Origin of the sequence: Streptomyces piniterrae (genome assembly GCF_005048155.1) — a bacterium.
Classification (GTDB): domain Bacteria; phylum Actinomycetota; class Actinomycetes; order Streptomycetales; family Streptomycetaceae; genus Streptomyces; species Streptomyces piniterrae.
The window spans coordinates 91,832-111,235 of the sequence record NZ_SUMB01000011.1 but is presented as its reverse complement, the minus strand read 5'-3'; the positions used below and the strand labels follow the sequence as shown (position 1 = coordinate 111,235).

Sequence of the window (19,404 nt, the reverse complement as noted above, 5' to 3'; positions counted from 1 at the left end):
TGCCCAACGCGCCCGCCACCAGCCGGGCCGAACAGACGAGGAACACACCACAGTGCAACTCCAGACGCACACCCCGTCCGTATCGACCGACCTGATTCCTCCGCCCGACCCCCAGGAGAACTCCTTGCTGCCCCTCACCGAGCTCGACGACGAGATCGACCGCCTCGGCGCCGCTGTCCCCTGCCGCACCTACGACCCCGAGGTCTTCTTCGCCGAGTCCCCGGCCGACGTCGAGTACGCCAAGACGCTGTGTCAGAGCTGCCCCGTCCGTGAGGCCTGCCTGGCCGGCGCCAAGGACCGCCGTGAGCCGTGGGGCGTCTGGGGTGGCGAGCTCTTCGTCCAGGGTGTCGTCGTGCCCCGGAAGCGTCCGCGTGGCCGTCCGCGCAAGAACCCGGTCGCGGCATGAACACCACCGGCACAGGAACGATCGACCGTCCCGTCACTCGGGATCCCAAGAAGCAGGACCCCACGATGAACCCCAATTTCACCGACACCCCCGTCCCCATGAACTCCGGTGCGCGCGAGGCGCGCCAGAACAGGAACCTCGAAATGCAACTCATCCCAGAAGCCCTGGCGCGTGCGCATATGCATGAACGCCTCCGGGAGGCGGAATCCGAACGCAGGGCCCATCGGCTCGCCACCGCGCGGCGGATGCAGCGCCGTGCCGAGCGGGCGTCGCTGCGGGCCCGGCGTGCGCTGGCCATCGCCGTGATGCAGTAACGCGACGCGCCGTTTCACTCCCACGGGGTCCGTCCGACAGGGCGGGCCCCGTAGTGCGTTGCATCCGCCTTCGGATGGTTGGCGGGGATATCGTCGGACGGTGGACCAGAAGACGCATGAACAGGCGGAGTTGACCGGTGGGAACGCGGTGTGCGCCCGCTGTGGCGCGGTCGCCGAGGGCATCCCGCTGACCTGGACCTGCTCCGTCGAGAACGGTGACCGCCGCTACTTCTGCGAGGCCTGTGCGCGGGAGAATCTCCGGGCCATCGAGGGGCGCCTCGACTCCAGCTGGTGGTGAGGCCGGTGCCCCCGGCCGGGTGAATGGCGGGGGTACCGGCGGCCGGTCCGTCGCGGCCGGACCGGCCGGGGCTCAGGCCGGGCTCTCCTCGACGGCCTCCTCGGGCATGCCGTCGGTGGTGCCGGCGGCTTCAGAGGCATCGATGGGTTCGAGTTCCGGCTCCTCGACGGTCACGAAGCCGGGCATCCACGCCTCCAGCTCGTCGCGCAGCCGCACCGTCGCCCCCAGCTGGCACAGCACCCCGATTGTGCTCAACGTCACACGGTGTATCAGGAGGTACGCGGGCGGCAGATTGAGGCGTTTGCCCAACTGGTGTGCGGGGGAGCGGGGGTCGCCGACCCGGGTCGCCTGATTCCGCATCCAGTCCCGGGTGAAGGTGAACGCCTCGACCTGGGCCGGCTCGATGATCGGCAGCAGATATTCCAGCACCGCGTCCGGATCGAGCTCGATGGTCTCCTTGACGAAGCCCTCCTCGCACAGCAGCTGGTAGACCGCTTCGGCCTCGCCGTCCAGGGTCATCCGCAGTGAGGTGCCGATCGTCGGCGGCAGCCCGTCGGGCAGCCGGTCGACGGTGCCGAAGTCCAGTACGCCGAGCCGCCATTCCTCGGCGGGCCCGTCCGGGTCCTCCCCGGGCAGCAGCCGGAAGTTCCCCGGATGCGGGTCGGCGTGCAGCAGGCCGGTGCGGGCGGGGCCGGAGAAGAGGAAGCGCGCCAGCAGCTGGCCGGCCCGGTTCCGCTGCTCCTGGTCGCCGTGCGCGATCACCTCGGACAGCGGCACCCCCTCCATCCATTCGGTCACCAGCACCTGTTCGCTCTGGTGCACCACGGCCGGCACCACCACGTCCGGATCGTCGGCGAACTCCTCGGCGTGCGCCCGCTGGGCCTCGGCCTCCAGGGCGTAGTCCAGCTCCTCGGCGACCCGGTCGCGCAGCTCTGTGATCAGCGGTTTGATGTCCATGCCCGGGATCAGCGGGCCCAGCAGCCGGGCGAACCGGCTCAGCTGCGCCAGGTCCGACAGCAGGGCCTGGCCCGCGCCCGGGTACTGCACCTTGACGGCCACCTCACGGCCGTCGTGCCACACCGCCCGGTGCACCTGGCCGATCGACGCCGCCGCCGACGGTTTGTCCTCGAACTCCTCGAACAGCTCCCGCCAGTCCTCGCCGAGCCGTTCCGTCAGTACGGAGTGCACCGTGCTGGTCGGCATCGGCGGTGCCGCTTCCTGAAGCTTCGTCAGCGCGGCGCGGTACGGCCCGGCGATCTCCTCGGGCAGCGCCGATTCGAACACGGACAGCGCCTGCCCGAACTTCATGGCGCCGCCCTTGAGCTCGCCGAGCACCTTGAAGAGCTGTTCCGCGGTGCGCTGTTGGAGCTCCCGGCCGACGATCTCGGCGGATCTGCCGCCGATCCGTTTGCCCAGGCCCCAGGTGGCGCGGCCGGCGAACCCCAGTGGCAGCGCGGCCAGCTTGGCGGTGCGGGTGACCGCCTTGCGGGGAAGATCAGACATGCGCCCCTCCAACTCACACTGTCCCCCTACCGGGGTTACTCGGTCATTGTGGCGTGTCGCGGCCGAGGATCCGAGGTGCCTGCCCCGGCAACCTGGGCGGCGGCCCCGCAGCCGCACTCCGGATGCGGCTCGATCCGTACCGTCCGCACGCTCGCACACGGCAGCGCGAGTTCCATCCGCGCGCCCGTGCACGGCGGCAGTTCACCGTCGAGGAACGTCAGTGCCTGGACGGCGGCGAGCCCCGCGACCGTCGTCGCCAGGGCCGCGTCGCAGGCCGGCACCGCCGGGGAACCACGCCCCGAACGCCACTGCGCGAGCAGCCGCGGCCAGGCTGGCTCCGCGTCCGTACGCCGCAGTTCGTCACAGCGGGCGCAGGCCGAGTCGCCGGGCACCACCAAGGGTCCCACCACACCGGTGCCTTCGACCACGCCGGCGTACAGATGGGGGATCCCGGCCGTGAGCAGCGGTTCGGACAGCACGGGATCGGGGGCGTAGGCGGCGAGACCGTCGCGCGGGGCGAGCACCACCAGCGAGATGCCCGGCTCGCCGGATTCGCTGACCGGGACGTGCGGGCGCGGCCTGCGGGTCCAGGGGGAGGACTGGTGGACCAGCCGCTCCGCTGCGGCTCTGCGTTTTTCGCCGACCCGTTCGGCGGGCAGCCCGCCCGGTAGTACGTCCCACGGTTCGACGTCCCCACCGTCCAGCACATCCACCCGGCCGATGCCGGACGCCGAGAGCAGTGCCGCGACCGAGGCGCCCACCCGCCCCAGTCCCTTGACCCGGGCGCGGATCGCGCGGCGCGCTCCCATCCGCCCCGGTGCGCCCGCCGCCTCGGGATGGCGCACCGACAGCGAGGCCAGGTCGGGCCGGAGCCGTTCGAAGGCCGGGCGGTCGGCGCGTACCGCGTCGGCGGCCGGGCCGCCCGCGCCCGGTGCCTCCAGCAGACCGGCCGCGCCGAGCCGGTCCACGACTCCCCGTACGTGCGCGGGCGGCAGGTCGAGCGCGTGTGCCTCCGCCTCCAACTGCCCCATGCTGCGGGTGCCGTCGATCATTCCGAGGAAACTGCCGGTCGCCGGATCGACCGGGCCGACCACCACCGCGTGCGCCGGCGCCACGCCGAACCGCACTGTCTGCCTGTCCCGCCAGCCGCGCCGCAGCGCGGGCTTGAGCATCGGATGCATGGCATCCGCCCCCGTCCTTGCCCGTCCTTCGCGTTCTGCCTCCAGCATGCGCCGAACGCCGGATCGGCGTCGGAAGTTATCCACAGACTGGGGGTAATAGTCATACAAGCCGTGCACGCCATGGGGTGTTTCGGTGGCGAACCGTCCGCGAGGCGGGACTTCCCGCAGTGCCAGCGGGTAACGTCGGGCGCGTGCCCGCCGACCCTTCCCCTCGCGGATCCGGGGAGACACCCTTGCGCCGCGCCGCAGACACCTCGCGCCGGGCTGCCCCGAGCCCGAAGAACCGCGGCTCAGGGACCAGCGCGGTCGAGGTACGCCGCAGCTCACGGCGGCGCAGAACGGTCTCGGCGTACCGCGAGGGCGACCGGACGGTGGTCCTCATCCCGGCCCGTATGACCGAGGCCGAGGAGCAGCGCTGGGTGACCGTCATGCTGGACAAGCTCGCTGCCCAGGAGAGCAAGCGCATGCTGGGCGACAGCGAGCTGGCCGAGCGGGCGGAGCGGCTGTCCGGGCAGTTCCTGGAGGGCCGGGCCCGCCCCGCGTCGGTGCGCTGGGTCACCAACCAGAACACCCGCTGGGGATCGTGCACCCCGGCCGAGGGCAGCATCCGTCTTTCGCACCGCCTGCAGGGCATGCCGGAGTACGTCATCGACTACGTCCTGCTGCACGAGCTCGCGCATCTCCTCGTGCCGGGCCACGGCCCGCGGTTCTGGCGGCTGTTGGACGCCTACCCCCGCACGGAACGGGCCCGCGGCTACCTCGAGGGCGTGGTGGCGGCCGACCGATTGCCGCATTTGCCCGCCGCCCGCAGTGAATGAACGCCGCGTCGGCCGAGTTCCGGCCCGCCCCGGCATCGCACTCTGTCAGTGTGAGCGGTTAGCCTGGCGCGCATACGAACTCACAGCGGGAGCGGGGGACGGTCGTAACGTATGGCCAGGGAATTCCAGCGCGGCCACAAGGCCAAGATCAGTGATCTGACGGCGGGGACGGATCTGTACGTCGGCGTGCAGATCGCCGGTCCCGGGCTGACCTTCGACATCAGCTGCTTCGGTCTCGACGCCAACGAGCGGCTCTCCGACGACCGTTACTTCATCTTCTTCAACCAGCCCAAGTCGCCCGAGGAGTCGATCCAGCAGCTCGGCGCGCAGGCCGGTGACACCGAGTCCTTCCGGGTCACCCTCGACAGCATCCCCGCGCACATCCAGAAGCTCTCCTTCACGGCGGCGCTCGACGGCGCGGGCCAGGTGTCGCAGATCGGCCCCGGTTATATCCGCATCGTGGCCGGCGGCGAAGAGGTGGCCCGCTACTCCTTCAACGGCAGCGAGTTCAGCACCGAGCGCGCCGTCATGCTCGGCGACTTCTACCTCAAGGACGTCTGGCGGTTCGCCGCGGTCGGCCAGGGATTCGACGGCGGCCTGGAGGCCCTGCTGAAGAACTTCGGCGGGGAGGTCGCCGAAGAGGCGGAGGCGGCCGCGCCGCCCGCCGCGGCGCAGGCCGCGCCCGGCTTCGCCCCGCCGGCCGGCGGAGCTCCCGCGCCGTCCTTCGGTGCGCCCGCCGCCCCCGCACCGCAGCAGCCCGCGCCGGACTTCGGCCCGCCCCAGGGCGCGCCCCCCGCCGCCCCGCAGGCCCCGCAGCAGCCGGTCGCCCCCCAGGCTCCGCAGCCCCAGCAGCCCACCGCCCCGCAGGTCCACAACGCGCCGACGATCGCCGCGCCGATGGCCCCGCCCCCCGGCCCGGTGGCGCCCCCGGGCCCGCCCGGCCAGCCGCAGGCCCCCTACGGCCAGCCCGCACCCGGCGGCTTCCCCGGCCAGCAGGCCCCGCAGGCACCGCCGTACGGGCAGCCCGCCCCGGCCCCCGGCGGCTACGGCGCCCCCCAGATGCAGCCCGGCCAGCCCGGTCAGCCGCAGGCCCCGTACGGCCAGCAGCCCCCCGGCGCCCCGTACCCGGGCCAGGCCCCGGCAGTGCCGCAGGGCGGCGGCCCCGGCCTCGGCGCCGTACTGGAGAAGTACAAGGAAGCGCCCACCGGGCAGCGCTGGACCCCGCAGAACCCCAAGCTGGTCCGCGTCGACCTCGGCGTCGACGGCCAGCCGGTGCTCGCCAAGCAGGGCAGCATGGTGCTCTACCAGGGCAAGGTCGACTTCAGCTACAAGGGCGCCGGCTTCCGCGGCCGGCTCACCGGCAACGCCACCGGCCAGGAGATGCAGCTGATGCGCTGCGCCGGCCAGGGGCAGGTCTTCTTCGCCGAGAACAGCGCCCATCTCCACCCCATCGAGCTGCAGGGCGACGCCATCTGCGTCTCGGCGGAGAGCGTCCTCGCCTTCGACGAGTCGCTGCAGCACGAGGTCCGCCGGATCGAGGGCCACGGCATCCCCGGTGGCGCCCTGTTCACCATGCAGTTCCAGGGCACCGGCACCATCATCGTGAAGACCCAGGGCACGCCCGTCGTGCTGCCGGTCACCCCGACCACCTTCGCCGACGCCAATGCCATCGTGGCCTGGTCCGCGGCCTCCCAGGTGATCATCTCCAGCCAGGTGAGCGTGCGCCGGCACGCCTACCCCGGCCACTCCGGCGAGACCGTGAACCTCCAGTTCCGCGGCGCGCCCGGCAACTTCATCGTCGTCCAGCCCTACGAGGTCTGAGGGAGCCCGTAACTCATGAACCAGCAGCAGATGTCGGGCTACGCCCCGACCCCGCCCGCCGCCCGTATGGAGAACCACGGCAACGCCATGGTGAAGATCGCCATGCAGAGCGGCCAGGACGTCTTCGCGCGCACCGGCTCGATGGTCGCTTACGAAGGCTTCGTCCAGTACGAGCCCAACCCGCCCGCCGTGCGCCAGATGGCATCGCAGTGGCTCACCGGCGAGGGCGCGCCCCTGATGAAGTGCTCCGGCGACGGCCTGCTCTTCCTGGCCGACTACGGCGCCGACGTGGTGTGCATCAACCTCAACGGTGAATCGCTCTCCGTCAACGGCACCAACATCCTCGCCTTCGACGCCCACCTCCAGTGGGGCGTGCAGCGGGTGAAGGGCATGGCCAAGTTCGCCGGCCAGGGGCTCTTCAACGTCGGGATCTCCGGCACCGGCTGGGTCGCCCTGACCTCCCGCGGTACGCCGATCGTCGTCGACTGCGGCCGCGGTGAGGACGAGACGTATGTGGACCCGGACGCCCTCGTCGCCTGGTCGACGAACCTGAAGATGAAGGGCAAGCGCAGCTTCAAGGCGTCCTCGATGATCGGGCGCGGCAGCGGCGAGGCATACCAACTGGGCTTCTCGGGCCAGGGCTTCGTCGTCGTCCAGCCCAGCGAGGACAGCACCGACCGGCTCCGGGCCCGGGGCTGAGGGGGAGGACCGAAACCGCCATGCAGAGTCCGCTTTTCGCCTTCACCGAGGCACAGACCCAGGACCGCTACGCCCTGCAGAACGAACAGCTGCTGCGGGTCGCGCTCCAGGGCCACGAGGACCTCCTCGCCCGTAAGGGCACGATGGTCGCCTATCAGGGCATGCTCGAATTCGAGGGCAACTACCAGACCCAGGGGCAGCACCGCGCCCGCGCGCAGACCGGCGAGGGCCTGGACCTGATGCGCATCTCCGGGCAGGGCACGGTCTATCTGGCCAACCTCGCCCAGTACGTCCATGTCGTCGACGTCGACCACCATGGCCTGACCATCGACGGCAGCTACGTCCTGGCGCTGGACTCCACCCTCCACTGGGAGGCCGTCTCCGTCGACAGCCAGTACGGCATCTCCGGCACCGGCAAGTACCAGCTGAACATCTCCGGCCAGGGCAAGGTCGCGCTGATGACCTCGGGCCAGCCGCTGATGCTGCAGGTCACGCCCGACAAGTACGTCAACGCCGACGCCGACGCGGTGGTCGCCTGGTCCAAGTCGCTGCGGGTCCAGATGCAGGCACAGACGCACTCCTCCGGGGTGTGGCGCCGTCGCGGCAACACCGGCGAGGGCTGGGAGCTGAGCTTCCTCGGGGAGGGCTACGCGCTGGTGCAGCCCAGCGAGCTGCTGCCGCCGCAGAACGCCGTCATCGGGTCCGGCCTGGCCGCCCAGTACGGCATGGGCCAGCAGGGCGCCCGGGGACAGAACCAGGGCAACATCTTCACCAACTGACCGAGCGCCGACACGGATCCGGCGCCCGCCCCGGGGAGGGACGGGCGCCGGATCCGCGTATCCAAGGGCCGGCCGGAGCAGGGCCGAGGTGCGTGCCGGCTACACGAGCGCGCCTACAGGAGCGCGCGGGCGCCTTCCATCAGTCGCACCACCGACGCGTCGGCGACGCCGGGCACCTCGTCGTAGGCGAACCAGCGCAGGTCCAGCGACTCGTCGCTGATCTCCGCCACCGCGCCCTCGGGCGCCAGCGCCGCGTACTGGACGTCCAAATGCCAGGCGCACGGGGTGTGATGACGGTCCAGCCGCACCGGCCCGCCGGGCAGCAGCGTCAACCCCCGGGCGATGCCGGACTCCTCACGCGCCTCGCGCAGCGCCGCGTCCGCCAGCGACGTGTCCTGCGGCTCGCAGTGGCCGCCCATCTGGAGCCACATCTGCAGCTTGCGGTGCAAGGTGAGCAGTACACGGCTGCCGGCCGGATCGATCACCAGCGCGCTCGCCGTGACATGCCCGTCCTTGCAGGGCTTCCACATGCCGTCCTGGTGGGCGGCGAGATGGTCCAGATAGGACAGCCGCAGCCGCTCCTGATCCGGCGACGGCGCGGGCCACTCCTTGAGCACCCGCGCCGCCTCGTCGCGCAGGCTCACTTGTCGCCGTCACCCCTGCCTTCGCCGGGGGCCTGCTCCGGACCGTCCGCCCCGTCCGCCGGCTTGCGCTGATCCGGCGTACCGCCGCCGGCCGCCTCGCCGAGCATCTTGTCGAGCTCGGAGAAGTCCAGCTGCTCGTGGTGGACGAAGCCGTCCGGGTCGTCCAGATCCGCCGCGGTGGGCAGCATGTCCGGGTGCGCCCACAGGCCGTCACGCCCGTCCAGGCCGCGCGCGTCCGTCAGCGAGGCCCACAGCCGCGAGGCGTCCCGCAGCCGCCGCGGACGCAGCTGGAGACCGATCAGCGTCGAGAACGTCTGCTCGGCCGGGCCACCGCTGGCGCGGCGCCGCCGCAGCGTCTCACGGAGCTTGTCCGCCGACGGCAGATGCGGCTTGGCGGCGGCGTGCACCACCGCGTCCACCCAGCCCTCGACGAGCGCCAGCGCGGTCTCCAAACGGGCCAGCGCGGCCTTCTGCTCCGGGGTGTCCTCGGGCTGGAACATGCCCTGCTGCAGGGCGTTCTGCAGCTCCTCCGGATGCTGCGGGTCGAGCTGGCCGACCACGTCCTCCAACTTGGTCGTATCGACCTTGATGCCGCGCGCATAGCCCTCGACGGCACCGAACAGATGCGAGCGCAGCCACGGCACATGGGCGAAGAGCCGCTGATGGGCGGCCTCCCGCAGGGCCAGATACAGCCGCACTTCCTCTTCCGGCACGCCCAGACCGGCACCGAAGGCCGCGACGTTCCCCGGCAGCAGCGCGGCCTTCCCGGACGGCCCCAGGGGCAGCCCGACATCCGTCGAGCCGACGACCTCGCCGGCCAGGACGCCCAGCGCCTGCCCGATCTGGGTGCCGAACATCGCGCCACCCATGGAACGCATCATGCCGAGCAGCGGGCCCGCCATGGCCTGCATCTCCTCGGGCAGTACGTCGCCCATGGCCGCGCCGACCCGCTCCGCGAGCGGGTTGACCAGGTCCTTCCACACCGGCAGGGTCTCCTCGACCCACTCGGCGCGGCTCCACGCCACCACCGAGCCGGAGCCCGACGGCAGGGACGTCACACCGTCCAGCCACAGGTCCGCGAGCCGCACCGCCTCCTCGACCGCGGTCCGCTCACCCGGGGCCACGCTCGCGTCCTTGCTGCCGTCCTCGGCGCCCTGCGCCACGGTCTGCCGGGCGATGTCCTTGGCCATGTCCCAGTTCACCGGGCCGCCCTCGTACGAGAGCATCTGGCCGAGCTTCTGGAACGCTGCGCCCAGATCACCAGGGTTCATCTGGCCGCCGGGTCCGCCCATGCCGCCGAAGAGCGCCGCGAACGGATTGTCCGCGCCGCCGCTCCCGCCGCCGAACCCGAACGGGTCCGCGGGGCCCTGGCTACCTCCCTGGCCGCCCTTCTTCTTGCCGTTGTCGCCGTCCTCCGGCTCCTCCGGCGGAAGGCCGAATCCAAATGGGGTGTCACTCACGGGTTTCCTCGGCTCGTAGGGCCGCCGGCCCGGGGCCGACGGCGACTGCCCGACATCACCTCCAGCGTAGACACCCGGCCCGCTTCGGGGCTCGGTGCTCCGCTGGCCCGGTGGCTGCGGCAGGATGGACGCCACCTGGTACGTACGCGTCAGCACGCGCACGTACTGAATTCAACCGCTGGAGACGCCCGGTGAGTTCCCCAGATCCGACCGTTCGCGCAGCGCGAAACGCTGCGGCCAAGACCGAGAAGGCAGAAAGTACCGCCGGCGGTGCCACGGACCGGCCGCTGCGCCGGCCCGTCGTCGCCGTCACCGGCGCCGCCTCCGGGGTCGGCGCGCTGCTCACCCGCGCCCTCGTCGCGTCCGACGAGGTCAAGCAGGTGGTCGCCATCGACGAGCGGCGCGGCGACGTCGCCGAGGCGCGCTGGCATGTCCTGGACGTGCGCGACCCCGCCATCGCCGACAAACTGCGCGGCGCGGACGTCGTCGTCCACCTGGCGCTCGACCTCGACCTGGAGACCGACGCCGCGGCCCGTACCGCCTACAACGTGCGCGGCACGCAGACGGTCCTCACCGCCGCCGCCGCGGCCGGCGTCCACCGGGTCGTGCTGTGCACCTCGGCCATGGTCTACGGGGCGCTGCCCGACAATGATGTTCCGCTCGCCGAGGACGCCGAGCTGCGCGCCACCGCCGACGCCACCGGTGTCGGCGACCTGCTGGAGATCGAGCACCTGGCCCGCCGCGCGCCCCGCGCGCACCCCGGCCTGAACGTCACGGTGCTGCGCCCCACCGTCCTGGTGGGCGGCACCGACACCGCCCTGACCCGCTACTTCGAGTCGCCCCGCCTCCTGGTCGTCGCGGGATCCCGCCCCGCCTGGCAGTTCTGCCATGTCGAGGACCTGGTCAGCGCCCTGGAGTACGCGGCCCTGGAGCGCGTCGACGGTGAGCTGGCGGTCGGCTGCGACGGCTGGCTGGAGCAGGAGGAGGTCGAGGAACTGTCCGGCATCCGGCGCATGGAGCTGCCGTCCTCGGTGGCCCTGGGCGCCGCCGCCCGGCTGCACCGCATCGGCCTGACCCCGTCGCCCGCCGGGGACCTCGCGTACACGATGCACCCCTGGGTGGTCAGCGGCAGCCGGCTCCACGAGGCGGGCTGGCGGCCCCGGTGGACGAACGAGGAGGTGCTCGCCGAGCTCCTGGAGGAGGTCGCGGGCCGCCACACCGTCGCCGGCCGCCGGCTGGGCCGCAAGGACGCCACCGCGGCCGGCGCGGCCGGAGCCACCGTGGCGCTCCTGGGCACCGCCGCCCTGGTGCGGCGCGCGCGCAAGGCCCGCCGCCGTATCTGACCCGGGCCCGGCACGGCGCGCCACCGGGACGGCCGGTCCGGCTGTACGAGCCTCCATACCCGGGCGCGTACGCCCGGTGGAAACGGTCATTCCCCGCCGCGCCCCCGTACGGCACGATGGGGGTATGTCTGGCACGCACTCCGCACCGTCCCCCGGCCGTGACCACCCTGGTGAGCAGGGCGCGGCGGACCCGATCCGGCTCCTCGCGATCCGTGACACCGCGCTGTCCTTGGACGAGGTCTTCGCGGCCGTCGGAGACGCCGCGGCCGGCGGCACGGCCCTGTTCGTCGGCACGGTCCGCTCGCACGACGGCGGCGCCGACGTCGACGCCCTGGGCTACTCCGCGCACCCGACCGCCGAGGCGGAGATGCGCCGGATCGCCGAGAAGGTCGTCGCCGACTACCCGGTCCGTGCGCTGGCCGCCGTTCACCGGGTGGGCGATCTGGCCATCGGCGACCTGGCCGTCGTCGTCGCGGTCTCCTGCCCGCACCGCGGCGAGGCGTTCGACGCCTGCCGCAAGCTGATCGACGATCTCAAGTTCCAGGTGCCGATCTGGAAGCATCAGACGTTCTCCGACGGGACAGAAGAATGGGTAGGCGCGTAGCGTCTTCTTCTAGGGGTGGTGGTCGGGCGACGGGTGGGCGGGTAGGGGCGTAGCCGATACGGCCGCCTCTCCTACTCGAACACCGACCGAAACCGGTGCGTTGCGCTCCGGTTGCGTAACCCGCCCCCTGGCGTGAGCGTTGACCTGGCAGATGGTTAATCTGCTTATTCGTCGATTGCGGTTGCGCAAGGGGTTGGGAGGTCGCTATGGGTGCGCTCCTCTGGTTGCTGATTCCGGTTGTCGCCGCGCTTGTCGCTGTGCTCTGGAGTGTGTGGGCCATGCGTAATCGCAAGACCGGGGACGTCGCGGAGCTCGCGGGTTACGCCCGGTTCCGCGCCGCGATGGAAAAGGAGCATTCCGCTTCCGACCCCGCCTCCGACGCGGCCTGAGGTTCCCCGGTCGTACGCGTGAGCAACTGCCGTGCCCCGCAGGGGTGACGGCGCGTCGGCCATGCGTGTGCGCCTGCCGGTTCCCGTACGGACGGCCCCTGCGGGCCGACTGTCATACCCGTCCCGTACTGTCGTTCCATGCCACGCCGCACCGCGACGCTGCTCGCCTCGACCCTGATGCTGATCGCGCTGCTCTGCGCCGGGGTGCTGTTCCCCGTCCCGTATGCCGAGATGTCGCCGGGCCCGACGGTCAACACCCTTGGTGATCACGACGGTGAGCCGGTGCTGCAGATCTCCGGGCGCAGGACGTATCCGGAGAACGGCCAGCCCAAGGGCAACCTCAACATGACGACGGTCCGGGTGACCGGCCCCGACTACACCATGAACCTCTTCGAGGCGGTCTACGGCTGGCTGGACCACGACAGCGCGGTGGTGCCGCACAAGACGCTCTACCCCGAGGGGCAGACCGCCGAGCAGGCCGACCAGGAGAACGCCGAGGAGTTCAGCCAGTCCCAGGAGAGCGCCAAGGTCGCCGCGCTCGAGCAGCTGCACATCCCGGTCGCCACCCAGACCGTCGTCGGTTCCGTCGTCAAGGACAAGCCGGCCGACGGGCGCCTGCACGCGGGCGATGTGATCAAGGCCGTGGACGGAACGCCGGTCAAGGCGAGCGGCGACGTGGCCAAGCTGGTGACCAAGCACAAGCCGGGCGAGCGGGTCGTCTTCACGATCATCCCGGCCAAGGAAGCGGCCGCGGCGGAGAAGAAGGGCCGGCGGCCCGCGACGGGTGGGAAGCCGATCGCGATCACCACGGTGAAGGCGCCGGACGGCCGGGCCATCGTGGGCATCCAGGCCGATGTCGATCACACCTTCCCGTTCACCATCGACGTGAAGCTGGCCGACGTCGGCGGCCCCAGCGCCGGCCTGATGTTCGCGCTCGGCATCATCGACAAGCTGACGCCGGGGGATCTGACCGGCGGCAGGTTCGTGGCCGGCACGGGCACGATCGACGACAAGGGCAAGGTCGGCCCGATCGGCGGCATCTCCATGAAGACGGTCGGCGCGCGGAGTCAGGGCGCCGAGTTCTTCCTGACGCCGAAGGCCAACTGCGCGACCGCGGCCAAGGACACCCCGAAGGGCCTCCGGCTGGTCAAGGTCGACACCATAGGCGACGCGGTGAAGGCGCTGGAGAAGATCCGCACGGGCGACACCGCCGGCCTGCCGAGCTGCGGCCCGGCAGGCCGGTAGGCCGCCCACGTTCCGCGGGTCAGTCCTCGAACGTCGCGGCCAGCGCGTCCGCCAGGCCCGGGACCAGCGACGAGCCGGTGAGGACCTCGGCCGTGGAGTCCTTCTCGCGCAGCCGCAGCGCCGATTCGCGGGACCCGTCCCGCAGCACGGCCACCGTCATCCGGACCTCCTGGCGGTCCGGGTGGGCGGCGACCCACTTGGCGAGCTGCGCCTCGTTCATGCCCTCCGGCACGGACTCCTCGGCGGACGGCGGCAGCATCAGCCGCTCCACGGTCAGCGCGCAGCCGGAGACGGCGTCCGGCCAGGCGATGGTGCCGAGGAACTCGTCCAGCGGCGTCCCCGCCGGGATCTCGTCCTGCTCGACGGGGGTCAGGGAAGCGGTGGTGGAGTCGTCGATGCCGAGCTGGGCGGCGAGCGAGGGCTCCTGATCGCGCAGCTTGGCGGTGTCGACGAGGGCGAACAGTCGGGCGGGCTGGTCCCAGCCGAGCCCGGCGCTGTACTCGTCGATCTCGAGTACCGCGCGGGTCAGTGGGTCGGCGGCGAGGGGGGTGCCGTCAACGGGGAGGTTGCTCATGTTTCACATCGTGCCTTGTGAACCCCGGAAATCGGGAACTGAGTAAAGCCTTAGTAAGTTGCATCAGTGGGTCCTACTATCGCCGGGCCTGCTCCACACGACAGCGAACTTCGAGGTGCGCACCTTGGCTTTCCAGATGCCGGACCGCGGCGGAGGCCCGACAGGGCCACGGATCAGAGTCGGCCGACCGTCCCGGCGGATCCGGACCCTGCTCATGACGTTGGGTGTGCTGGCCGTGCTGGCCATGCTCTTCGTGATGTTCGCGGGGTTCTGGACCGACTGGCTCTGGTACCGCTCGGTCCACTATTCGTCGGTCTTCACCACGACCCTGTGGACCAAGATCGGACTGTTCTTCTTCTTCGGCGTCGTCATGGCGGTGGCCGTGGGCGTCAACATCTGGCTGGCGCACCGGCTGCGTCCGCCGCTCAGCGCGATGTCCATGGAGCAGCAGAGCCTGGACCGCTACCGGATGGGTATCGCGCCGTTCAAGAAGTGGGCGCTGATCGCGGTCACCGCGGTGATCGGCCTGATCGCCGGCGCGTCCGCCTCGGGCGAGTGGCGTACGTGGCTGCAGTGGGTCAACGGTGTGCCGTTCGGCCAGACGGACCCGCAGTTCGGCAAGGACGTCTCGTTCTACGCCTTCGACCTGCCCTGGTACCGCTTCCTGTTGAGCTTCGGCTTCGCCTGTGCGGTGCTGTCCCTGGTGGCCGCGGCGCTGACGCACTACCTCTACGGCGGGCTGCGGGTGACCAGCCCCGGCTCCCGGGCGACCGCCGCCGCGACCGGTCATCTGTCGGTGCTGCTCGGTATCTTCGTCTCGCTTAAGGCGATCGCGTACTGGCTCGACCGGTACGGACTCGCGGTGAAGTCCAGCGGCCTGAAGTCGGCCGACAACTGGACCGGCCTGCGCTATGTCGACGCCAACGCCTATCTCCCGGCGAAGACCATCCTGTTCTTCATCGCGGCGATCTGCGCGGTGCTGTTCTTCGCCACCCTCTGGCGCCGCACCTGGCAGCTGCCGGTGATCGGCTTCGGGCTGATGGTGCTCTCCGCGATCCTCATCGGCGGCCTGTATCCGGCGATCGTGCAGAAGTTCCAGGTCCAGCCGAACGAGCAGGCCAAGGAAGCGCCGTACATCAAGCAGAACATCAAGGCGACCCGGGACGCGTACGACATCCAGGACTCCGCCGTCACGCCGTACAAGGGCAACTACAAGCCCGTCGGCAAGGAGGACGGTCAGCGGCTGCGGGATGACGCGGACACCACCGCCAGCATGCGGCTGCTCGACCCGAACGTGGTCTCGCCGGCCTTCCAGCAACAGCAGCAGGTGAAGGGCTACTACCAGTTCCCCTCCACGCTGGACGTCGACCGCTACAAGGGCGCGGACGGCGCCGAGCAGGACACCGTGATCGGTCTGCGTGAGCTGAACCTGGCCGGGATCCCCGAGCGCAACTGGATCAACGACCACTTCAAGTACACCCACGGCTATGGCGCGGTCGCCGCCAAGGGGACCGAGACCGCCGACGGCGGTGGCCCGAAGTACACCGAGTCGGATCTGCCGGCCAAGGGGCAGCTCCCCGAGCACGAGCAGCGGGTCTACTACGGCGAGAAGACCACCCAGTACTCCATCGTCGGCGGTCCGCAGAAGGAATTGGACTATTCCGACGATAAAACCGGCGAAAAGAGCTACAGCTACACAGGCAAGAGCGGAGTGAATCTGTCCAACCCGATCAACCGCGCCGCGTACGCGGTGGCGTTCGGGGAGCCGCAGATCCTCTACTCCGGCGCGATCGGTGACGGCTCGCGGATCCTGTACAACCGCACGCCCAAGGAGCGCGTCGAATCCGTCGCCCCCTGGCTGACCATCGACGGCGACGCCTATCCGGCGGTCATCGACGGCCGCATCCAGTGGATCGTGGACGCCTACACCACCAGCAACGGCTATCCGTACGCCTCGCGCACCACGCTCGGGGACACCACGGCCGATTCGCTCACCGACGGCCAGCGGGCGGTGGTGGCCCAGCAGAACCAGGTCAACTACATCCGCAACTCCGTCAAGGCGACGGTCGACGCGTACGACGGCTCGGTCAAGCTCTACCAGTGGGACACCAAGGACCCGGTCCTCAAGACCTGGATGAAGTCCTTCCCGGGCACGGTCGAGAAGAAGAGCGCCATCAGCCCGAAGCTGAAGGAGCATCTGCGCTACCCGCAGGACCTCTTCAAGGTGCAGCGGCAGCTGCTGACCACCTACCACGTCACGGACCCGGGCACCTTCTACACCGGCTCCGAGCGCTGGCAGATCCCGAACGACCCGACCACCAAGTCGGGCAACGCCGTTCCGCCGTACTACCTGAGCATGAAGATGCCGGACCAGAAGGATCAGTCCTTCTCGCTCACGACGACCTTCACGCCCAACAAGCGCGACAACCTCGGCGCCTTCATGGCCGTCGACGCCAACGCGACCAGCGCCGACTACGGCAAGATCAGACTGCTGAAGCTGCCGTCGGAGACGCCGGTGCCCGGCCCGCAGCTGGTGCAGTCGAAGTTCAACTCCGATCCGGTCATCGCCAACGAACTCAACATCCTCAAGAAATTCGGCGATTCGGAGATCGAGTACGGCAACCTGCTGACCGTGCCGCTGGACGGCGGGCTGCTGTACGTCGAACCGGTCTATCTGCGCGGCGCCAACACCAACTACCCGCTGCTGAAGAAGGTGTTGGTGAGCTACGGCGACAACAAGCCCGTCCTGGAGGACTCCCTCAAGGACGCGCTGGACGTCGTCTTCGGCAAGAAGGCGCCGAGCACCGGCACGGAGAAGCCACCGGGCGGCGACACCACCCCGCAGCCACCGTCCGACCAGACGGCACAACAGGCCATCGCCGACGCCCAGAAGGCGTACGAGGATGCCGAGAAGGCCCGTGTCGACGGTGACTGGGCGGCCTTCGGTGAGGCCCAGAAGCGGATGAAGGCCGCGCTGGACCGTGCCGCCAAGGCGTCCGAGAAGACCGGCAAGGGCGGCTGAGCCGGCCCGTACGGAGCGACACGCCGTGCTGCCACCGGTTCGCGCCGGTGGCAGCACGGCGGTGCTGGTCGGGGACCGCCCCGGTGCCGTGATACCTTGAGGGCACAACGACGCGGGGTGGAGCAGCTCGGTAGCTCGCTGGGCTCATAACCCAGAGGTCGCAGGTTCAAATCCTGTCCCCGCTACTGGAAGACGAAGGCCCGGATCCACTGGATCCGGGCCTTCGTCATGCGTCGGGATCGATGCGGTGTACGGCCGGGTCGCACGGCCCATGTGGGGAACCTGTGTGCTTGAGTTTGACAAGTCGCCGTGTCGGGAAGTCGACAAACCGCTGAAGTGACCTCACTGGCTGCGGTATACCAGGTGTACGCGGGTTACAGGTGATGCGACGATGGGTCTTATGGGGGACAAGGCAAGGTTGTTGGAGACAGACCGGTTTGTGCATGCGCCCGATGACGGGCGCGAATCCGAGCTGCCGATGGACGCGATGGAGGCCGCGGAGGCCGCCGAAGCGTCCGACGCGGTGACCGAGACCGGCCACCGCCGGGCCGCCGAGGCGGGCGACACCGCCGCCATGAGCGCGCTCGGCGCGCTGCTGCTGCGCCGCGGTGACCTCGACGGCGCCGAGCCGTATCTGCGTTCCGCCACCGCCGCCGGGGACCGCGCCGCCGCCAACAACCTTGGCGTGCTGCTCCATCAGCGGGGCTACGCGGACGAGGCGGCCGGGTGGTGGCGTATCGCGGCCGTCGCCGGTTCCGCCGCCGCGGCGCACGCCCTCGGGCGCCACCACCGCGAGCGCGGCGACGAGCCGGCCGCCGAGTACTGGCTGCGCCAGTCCGCCGAATCCGGCCACTGCCTGGGCGCCTACGCCCTCGCCGACCTGCTGGAGCACCGCGGCGACATCGGCGCCGAACGCTGGTTCCGGGCCGCCGCCGAGCGCGGCCACCGCGAGGCCGCCTACCGCCTGGCCCGGCTCATCGAGGACGGCCGGGAGACGGACCGCCGGGCCGTTCCCGCCTACGGGGAGCTGACCCAGGAGGCGGAGGCCGAGCAGTGGTACCGCCAGGCCGCCGCGCGCGGACACCGGCGCGCCGCACTGCAGTTGGGCACGCTCCTGGAGGACCGCGGCGACGTCCAGGAGGCGGGCCGCTGGTACCTCTCCGCCGCCAAGGACGGTGAGGCGCGGGCCGCTTGCGCGCTGGGCTTCCTGCTGCGGGACGCCGGGGACGAGGAGAGCGCCGCCGAGTGGTGGCGCCGGGCCGCCCAGGACGGCGACGGCAACGCCGCCAACGCGCTGGGCGCGCTGCACGCCGACCGCGGCGAACTGCAGACCGCCGAGCGCTGGTACCGCGTCGCGCTGGACGCCGGCGACGTCAACGGCGCCTACAACATCGGGCTGCTCTGCGCCGAGCAGGGCCGGGCCGGGCGCGGTGAGCAGTGGTACCGCAGGGCGGCCTACGCCGGGCACCGCGAGGCCGCGAACGCGCTCGCGATCCTGCTGCTCCAGCGCGGCGACGCCTCGGGGGCCGAGCCGTGGTTCTCCAAGGCCGCCGAGGCGGGCAGCGTGGACGCCGCGTTCAACCTCGGCATCCTGTTCGCCGGGCGCGGCGAGGAGCGGATGGCGCACGCCTGGTACGAGCGGGCCGCCGCGGCCGGGCACACCGAGGCGGCGCTGCAGGTCGCCATCGTGCAGCTGCGCGAGGGCGAGGAGCAGGCCGCGGAGCGGAATCTGCGGTGTGCGGCCGGCGGCGGCAGCCCCGAGGCGGCCTTCCGGCTCGCCGACCTCCTGGACCGCAGGTCCGCGGAGGCGAGCGACGCCGGGCCGGCGGACGGCGGGCGGACGCCGGACGACGAGAGCACGGAGTGGTACGAGCGGGCCGCGCGGCAGGGGCACCGCCGCGCCCAGGTCCGGGTTGGCATGTTCGCGGCGGCTCGGGGTGATGTCGTCGAGGCGGCGACGTGGTACCGCGCGGCGGCCGAGGCCGGCAGCCGCAACGGCGCCTTCAACCTCGGGCTGCTGCTGGCCCGCGAGGGCAGCCTCCCCGAGGCCGCCCTGTGGTGGCAGCGCGCCGCCGAGGGCGGGCACGGCCGCGCCGCCCTGCGGCTGGCGCTGCTGGCCGCCCGGCGCGGCGCGCTCGCCGAGGCGCAGGGCTGGTGTGCGCGGGCCGTGGAGCTCGGGCCGCCGGAGGTCGCGGAGCGGGCGGCACGGCTGCTTACGGCGCTCCAGGAGGAGCTGAGCGCGTAGTGCGCCCCTGGTGCCCAGGGCCGGGTCCCCGGGGCCGGGACTGGGCGCCAGGAAGGGAT

18 protein-coding genes and 1 tRNA gene are annotated in these 19,404 nt (G+C 71.3%); 14 read left to right on the top strand and 5 right to left on the bottom strand.

Features of this window, described 5'->3' with window-relative positions:
- The first annotated feature begins 52 nt into the window (after window positions 1-52).
- The 3 genes from FCH28_RS28145 (at window position 53) to FCH28_RS28135 (ending at window position 1,018) form a co-directional block, all read left to right on the top strand.
- Entirely contained in the window at window positions 53-406 is a 354-nt protein-coding gene (locus FCH28_RS28145; protein ID WP_136742971.1) for a WhiB family transcriptional regulator, read from the top strand.
- Window positions 403-720 carry a hypothetical protein gene (locus FCH28_RS28140; RefSeq protein WP_136742970.1) on the top strand — a complete coding sequence of 106 codons (318 nt, stop codon included), beginning with the start codon at window positions 403-405 and terminating at the stop codon, window positions 718-720. Before FCH28_RS28145 ends, FCH28_RS28140 begins: the two co-directional genes overlap by 4 nt.
- Window positions 721-820: 100 nt before the next feature.
- Window positions 821-1,018, top strand: coding sequence for a hypothetical protein (locus FCH28_RS28135; protein WP_136742969.1), 198 nt, complete (start codon window positions 821-823; stop codon window positions 1,016-1,018).
- A 72-nt stretch (window positions 1,019-1,090) separates the two neighbouring features.
- Here FCH28_RS28135 and FCH28_RS28130 read toward each other — a convergent pair whose 3' ends face one another.
- Both FCH28_RS28130 and FCH28_RS28125 read right to left on the bottom strand, forming a co-directional pair.
- Window positions 1,091-2,521 carry an ABC1 kinase family protein gene (locus tag FCH28_RS28130; RefSeq protein WP_136742968.1) on the bottom strand — a complete coding sequence of 477 codons (1,431 nt, stop codon included), beginning with the start codon at window positions 2,519-2,521 and terminating at the stop codon, window positions 1,091-1,093.
- Between the two features lie 35 nt (window positions 2,522-2,556).
- Window positions 2,557-3,702 carry a TOMM precursor leader peptide-binding protein gene (locus FCH28_RS28125; protein WP_136742967.1) on the bottom strand — a complete coding sequence of 382 codons (1,146 nt, stop codon included), beginning with the start codon at window positions 3,700-3,702 and terminating at the stop codon, window positions 2,557-2,559.
- Between the two features lie 191 nt (window positions 3,703-3,893).
- Between FCH28_RS28125 and FCH28_RS28120 the strand changes: the two genes are divergently transcribed.
- The 4 genes from FCH28_RS28120 to FCH28_RS28105 all read left to right on the top strand — a co-directional run bounded on the left by FCH28_RS28120 (window position 3,894) and on the right by FCH28_RS28105 (window position 7,819).
- Window positions 3,894-4,520 (top strand): M48 metallopeptidase family protein, encoded by a 627-nt coding sequence (locus tag FCH28_RS28120; RefSeq protein ID WP_187363944.1) that lies wholly within the window; start codon window positions 3,894-3,896, stop codon window positions 4,518-4,520.
- A 111-nt stretch (window positions 4,521-4,631) separates the two neighbouring features.
- Complete coding sequence (locus tag FCH28_RS28115) at window positions 4,632-6,341, top strand: TerD family protein (protein ID WP_136742965.1); 1,710 nt, start codon at window positions 4,632-4,634, stop codon at window positions 6,339-6,341.
- 15 nt (window positions 6,342-6,356) lie between these two features.
- Window positions 6,357-7,040, top strand: a complete 684-nt coding sequence (locus FCH28_RS28110) for an AIM24 family protein (protein WP_136742964.1) — start codon at window positions 6,357-6,359, stop codon at window positions 7,038-7,040.
- A 20-nt stretch (window positions 7,041-7,060) separates the two neighbouring features.
- Window positions 7,061-7,819, top strand: coding sequence for an AIM24 family protein (locus tag FCH28_RS28105; protein WP_136742963.1), 759 nt, complete (start codon window positions 7,061-7,063; stop codon window positions 7,817-7,819).
- Window positions 7,820-7,932: 113 nt separating this feature from the next.
- Here the strand turns inward: FCH28_RS28105 and FCH28_RS28100 are convergent, their stop codons facing one another.
- Both FCH28_RS28100 and FCH28_RS28095 read right to left on the bottom strand, forming a co-directional pair.
- Window positions 7,933-8,463 (bottom strand): NUDIX hydrolase, encoded by a 531-nt coding sequence (locus tag FCH28_RS28100; RefSeq protein WP_136742962.1) that lies wholly within the window; start codon window positions 8,461-8,463, stop codon window positions 7,933-7,935.
- Window positions 8,460-9,923 (bottom strand): zinc-dependent metalloprotease, encoded by a 1,464-nt coding sequence (locus FCH28_RS28095; RefSeq protein WP_136742961.1) that lies wholly within the window; start codon window positions 9,921-9,923, stop codon window positions 8,460-8,462. Before FCH28_RS28095 ends, FCH28_RS28100 begins: the two co-directional genes overlap by 4 nt.
- 191 nt (window positions 9,924-10,114) lie before the next feature.
- On the opposite strand from FCH28_RS28095, the gene FCH28_RS28090 reads away from it, so the two are divergent.
- The 4 genes from FCH28_RS28090 to FCH28_RS28075 all read left to right on the top strand — a co-directional run bounded on the left by FCH28_RS28090 (window position 10,115) and on the right by FCH28_RS28075 (window position 13,504).
- Window positions 10,115-11,266 carry an SDR family oxidoreductase gene (locus FCH28_RS28090; protein WP_136742960.1) on the top strand — a complete coding sequence of 384 codons (1,152 nt, stop codon included), beginning with the start codon at window positions 10,115-10,117 and terminating at the stop codon, window positions 11,264-11,266.
- Between the two features lie 124 nt (window positions 11,267-11,390).
- Window positions 11,391-11,870, top strand: coding sequence for a molybdenum cofactor biosynthesis protein MoaE (locus FCH28_RS28085; protein WP_136742959.1), 480 nt, complete (start codon window positions 11,391-11,393; stop codon window positions 11,868-11,870).
- Window positions 11,871-12,076: 206 nt separating this feature from the next.
- Window positions 12,077-12,259 carry a hypothetical protein gene (locus FCH28_RS28080; protein ID WP_136742958.1) on the top strand — a complete coding sequence of 61 codons (183 nt, stop codon included), beginning with the start codon at window positions 12,077-12,079 and terminating at the stop codon, window positions 12,257-12,259.
- A 138-nt stretch (window positions 12,260-12,397) separates the two neighbouring features.
- A complete protein-coding gene (locus FCH28_RS28075) occupies window positions 12,398-13,504 on the top strand; it encodes a YlbL family protein (RefSeq protein WP_136742957.1) in 1,107 nt (368 codons plus the stop codon).
- Window positions 13,505-13,523: 19 nt separating this feature from the next.
- On the opposite strand, the gene FCH28_RS28070 is transcribed toward FCH28_RS28075, so the two are convergent.
- Window positions 13,524-14,078, bottom strand: coding sequence for a PPA1309 family protein (locus FCH28_RS28070; protein WP_136742956.1), 555 nt, complete (start codon window positions 14,076-14,078; stop codon window positions 13,524-13,526).
- Between the two features lie 136 nt (window positions 14,079-14,214).
- Here FCH28_RS28070 and FCH28_RS28065 point away from each other — a divergent pair, with 136 nt between their 5' ends.
- From FCH28_RS28065 to FCH28_RS28055, 3 genes are all read left to right on the top strand, one after another.
- Window positions 14,215-17,100: a UPF0182 family membrane protein gene (locus FCH28_RS28065; protein ID WP_246103321.1), complete on the top strand. Its 2,886-nt coding sequence runs from the start codon at window positions 14,215-14,217 to the stop codon at window positions 17,098-17,100.
- A 111-nt stretch (window positions 17,101-17,211) separates the two neighbouring features.
- Window positions 17,212-17,285, top strand: a tRNA-Met gene (locus tag FCH28_RS28060).
- A 206-nt stretch (window positions 17,286-17,491) separates the two neighbouring features.
- Window positions 17,492-19,345: a tetratricopeptide repeat protein gene (locus FCH28_RS28055; protein WP_187363943.1), complete on the top strand. Its 1,854-nt coding sequence runs from the start codon at window positions 17,492-17,494 to the stop codon at window positions 19,343-19,345.
- Window positions 19,346-19,404: the final 59 nt, after the last annotated feature.